The 4,148-nt window shown below is 44.5% G+C and carries 3 protein-coding genes; 2 read left to right on the top strand and 1 reads right to left on the bottom strand.

Going from position 1 to position 4,148, the window contains the following annotated elements:
* Positions 1-47 precede the first annotated feature (47 nt).
* Entirely contained in the window at positions 48-584 is a 537-nt protein-coding gene (locus ACLFWI_RS27760; protein ID WP_446415619.1) for an N-acetyltransferase family protein, read from the bottom strand.
* Between the two features lie 49 nt (positions 585-633).
* Here ACLFWI_RS27760 and ACLFWI_RS27755 point away from each other — a divergent pair, with 49 nt between their 5' ends.
* Both ACLFWI_RS27755 and ACLFWI_RS27750 read left to right on the top strand, forming a co-directional pair.
* Positions 634-1,935: an ArsB/NhaD family transporter gene (locus tag ACLFWI_RS27755; protein WP_446415618.1), complete on the top strand. Its 1,302-nt coding sequence runs from the start codon at positions 634-636 to the stop codon at positions 1,933-1,935.
* Positions 1,936-2,223: 288 nt separating this feature from the next.
* Complete coding sequence (locus tag ACLFWI_RS27750) at positions 2,224-4,092, top strand: PAS domain-containing sensor histidine kinase (protein WP_446415617.1); 1,869 nt, start codon at positions 2,224-2,226, stop codon at positions 4,090-4,092.
* The last annotated feature ends 56 nt before the right edge of the window (positions 4,093-4,148 follow it).

Raw genomic sequence — 4,148 nt, 5'->3', positions numbered from 1 at the left:
AACAATCAACAATGAACAATCAACAATGAACAATCAACAATGAACAATCAACAAACTCGACGTCCCATAATTACCAAATCACGCTCAATGTGACCCATATCCGCTATTTGAGGTAAATAACCCCAACGTTGGAAGCCATATTTTTGAAAGAGGTGTAGGCTGGGTTGGTTGTGAGCAAAGATTAATGCCACTAAGGTATTGAATCCTAACTTAGGACTCTGTTTGATGGCGCGTTGCAGCAGTTGTTGTCCTATTCCTTGACGCCGAAAATCGGGAGACACGTAGACGCTAAGTTCAGCCGTTGCATGGTAGGCTGGGCGGACTAAGAAGGACTGAAAACTGAGCCAACCAGCAATTTGACCTGTAGAATTGGATCGTTCATGGCAGTCCATGACCCAAAGAGGGTAGCTGTTTGGTTTATGTTCTTGATACCAAGCGATACGGCTTTCAACTGAGATAGGTTCTAGATCGGCGGTGGCAATGCGACTGGGAACAGCCGAATTGTAAATTTCCACGATCGCAGGCAAATCTACCTCAGTGGCATCACGGATATACATTAAGGCAGGATTAGGGCGACAAACCATAGAATTATTAGTGCTAAAGGGTCATCAGTGATTAAACAGGCTTCTTTGTGTGGCACTATTGATTTTTCTGTTCACGCTTATCCTGATTATCTGGCAACTGCGAGGATTGGGCATCGGATTGGGTGCATTAACAAGGGGGATTTTTACTCTGGTTAGCGATATGTCCTTAATGGACGAACTTAGAGTTAGTGCAACCGTTGGCAATACTATACTCACATTGATTGCCCTACTCATTCTGTGCCGGATTCTGGATGAAGCCGGGTTTTGGCGCTCTTTAGCGCTACAATTAACGGTTTTGGGGATAGGTCAAGGGCGTCTGCTTTTCCTTTTGTGCGGACTTTTGGCAGCATTGGGAACGGTTGTTTTAACCAATGTGGGTATGGCATTAATCTGGATTTCCCCGGTGATGGAGATCCTTTGTTTACTACGCCTCAGGGCTAAAACCCTGTTCGCTGTTGTCTTTACGGTTAGTTTTATCACTGAAGCTGCTAGCTTATTGTTCCCGGTGAGCAATCCGGTCAACCTGCTGGCGGTAAACTATGGCGACATTTCCGGGTTTCGCTATATTCTGGTGATGACCCCGGTGACATTCGTCGCGATCGCAACCAGTTTAGCCAGCTTCTGGTTCTACTTCCATCGGGATATTCGATACACCTACAAACTTACTCACCTGCCGCCACCAGGCCAAGCCATTCGTGATCCCTTGGTTTGTCGATGGGGCATGTTTATTTTAGCCAGTCTACCTCTGGCATACTGGATTGCCCAAGACCATTCTCTGCCGACTTGGATCGTGCCGGCGATCGCGGCGTTGATTCTGCTAGGATTGGCGAGACGCGGGTTTCTGCCAAATACCACACCGATTATTTCTGTGAGCAAAGTTTGGCAGGAAATTCCCTGGCAATTGATTGGGTTTAGCGTCCTGATGTATGGTGTCGTCCTGGGTTTAGGTCAAGTTGGTATGAGTCATGTCATCACCCATCAGCTAGACGCCCTCTCCAGTTGGGGGTTAACCCTGACAGCAATAGGCACCGGTTTTCTTGCCACTGGGCTGTCAAACTTATTTCAAAATTTACCCACTGTGTTGCTGAATGCTATAGCAATTTCAGACACAACCAGTGATCCAGCGATTCGGGAAATCATGGAGTACGCGAATGTGATTGGATGTACCCTGGGAGCCAAAATTACTCCTTTGGGTAGTTTATCCACGTTAATTTGGTTCAAGGTTTTAGCGCGTCAAGGGTTACGCCTACATTGGTTGTACTATATTCGCCTGAGCCTAATTCTGACGTTACCCATTTTATTTCTCAGCTTACTGAGTTTAGCTCTATGGCTTCCCTGGCTGATTGTCTAAGTTTTGATTTGTCTTTTGTCTTTTGAATTGAGAGAATATATATTAGAGAATAAACTAGCGATAAAAATCCAAAAGCTTTATCATTACTCAAGGGTGTATCTGCTTGCCTGACCACAACAGCTATGTTTGACAAAAAATAGATAGACTTCAGAGGTCTAGCTGTTATTGGGCTTTTCCAGATAATATAGCGACTCAGCCAAGTCGGTTTAGGTATTTGAGAGACCTGTAGTATCATTTTGAGTTTCTCTCACTCGCACAATTGAGTCTCATCAATCAGGTAAGTAATCGATGATCATCCAAACAGCAGAACCCCCTATCCCTAAGTCTCAGGGAGATATAACACAAAATAACCATGCGTTTTGTAGCAATCAAGACAAATTTTTAACCCTGACCCTCGATTTGTTTTTCATTGCCAGTCCTGATGGCTATTGGCAGCAAGTTAACCCGATGTGTGAGCGAATCTTGGGATATAGTAGCCAAGAATTTAAAGCCCGCCCCTGGATTGAATGGGTGCATCCAGAGGATCAGCAGATGACCTTGAAGCAACTGCAAAAGCTCAGGGACTGCGAGGAAATTGTCTCCTTTGAAAATCGATACCGCTGCAAAGATGGCTCCTATAAGTGGCTGTTATGGAACATCACCTTATGTCACACGCAGAACCAAATTTATGCGGTTGCTCGCGATAATACCCAACGCCGGGAAGCTGAAGCCGCACACCGGGAAAGCGAAGAACGGTTTCGTTTATTGGTCGATGGCGTCAAAGACTACGCCATTATTATGCTCGATCCAGAGGGTAAAATCGTAAGCTGGAATCCTGGTGCCGAACGAATTAAACAATATCGCGCCGCAGAAATTCTGGGTCAACATGTCCGTTGTTTTTATACCCCTAAGGATATAGCCCAGGGACAACCGGACAAGTCCTTAAACATAGCTGCACAGCAAGGTCGTGTTGAAGAAGAAGGCTGGCGAGTGCGTAAGGATGGCTCAACATTCTTCGCTAATGTTGTGATTACTGCCTTACGGGGAGAAGACGGTCAATTACGGGGGTTTGCTAGGGTAACACAAGATATTACAGAACGCCAATTTGCTCAGGAAACCCTAAAACGAACGAATGATGAGTTAGAAAAACGAGTCGCTAAACGAACTGCTGAACTGTTGCAAATCAATGAGCGGTTGAAACAAGAGATTGCTCTGCACCAGCAAACAGAAGTGGCGTTGGCAGAAGAAACTCACTACGTCACTGATTTATTACAGAAGCTGCAACAAGCTCAAACCAAACTGATTCACACAGAAAAAATGTCAAGTTTGGGGCAAGTGGTTGCTGGGGTTGCTCATGAAATCAATAATCCTGTCAGTTTTATTTACGGCAATATCGATTACGCCATCTGTTATCTGCGCGATTTAATGCAGTTAGTCGAACTCTATGGCATTCACTATCCCCAACCCGTAGCCGATATTCAGAAACGAATCACAGAAATTGATCTAGATTTCTTGATGGCAGATATGCCAAAACTACTGAATTCAATGAAGGTGGGAGCTAACCGAATTCGGCAGGTGGTTTTGTCTCTACAAAAATTTCTCAAGGCTGACCAAACTGAAATGAAGTCCGCTGATATTCATGAAGGACTTGAAAGTACTCTGTTGATTTTGCAACATCGCCTGAAACCTAGCGTTGAGCATCCTGAAGTTACTGTGATTAAAGACTATGGCAAGTTACCCCCAGTCGATTGTTATGCAGGGCAAATCAATCAAGTGTTCATGAATTTACTCACTAATGCTGTAGATGTATTGGAAGCTTCAGGTGGAAATACTCCTCATCAAATTAAAATTAGCACTGAGGTTCAGGATATTAGTATTGAGAAACCTGGAGTAAGTTATTGCCCAAAAATACCTCATGCTGTGATTCGGATTGCCGATAATGGTCCAGGGATGAGTCCAGACGTCTGCCAAAAACTTTTTGCTCCATTTTATACCACCAAGCCCCTAGGGAAAGGCACCGGATTGGGTCTATCGATTAGCTATCAAATTATTGTAGAAAACCATGGGGGTCAGTTAACTTGTCGGTCTCAACCCGGTGTCGGATCAGAGTTCATTATCGCTATTCCGATTAATCAAATAATCACCAAGCATCCTGAACTGTCACTGACGCCAAGTTAAGAATTGGTCATTGGTCATTGGTCATTGGTCATTGGTCATTGGTCATTGGTCATTGG

It is taken from the genome of Coleofasciculus sp. (genome assembly GCF_046539235.1).
Classification (GTDB): domain Bacteria; phylum Cyanobacteriota; class Cyanobacteriia; order Cyanobacteriales; family Coleofasciculaceae; genus Coleofasciculus.
This window is presented reverse-complemented; position numbering and strand designations above follow the sequence as displayed.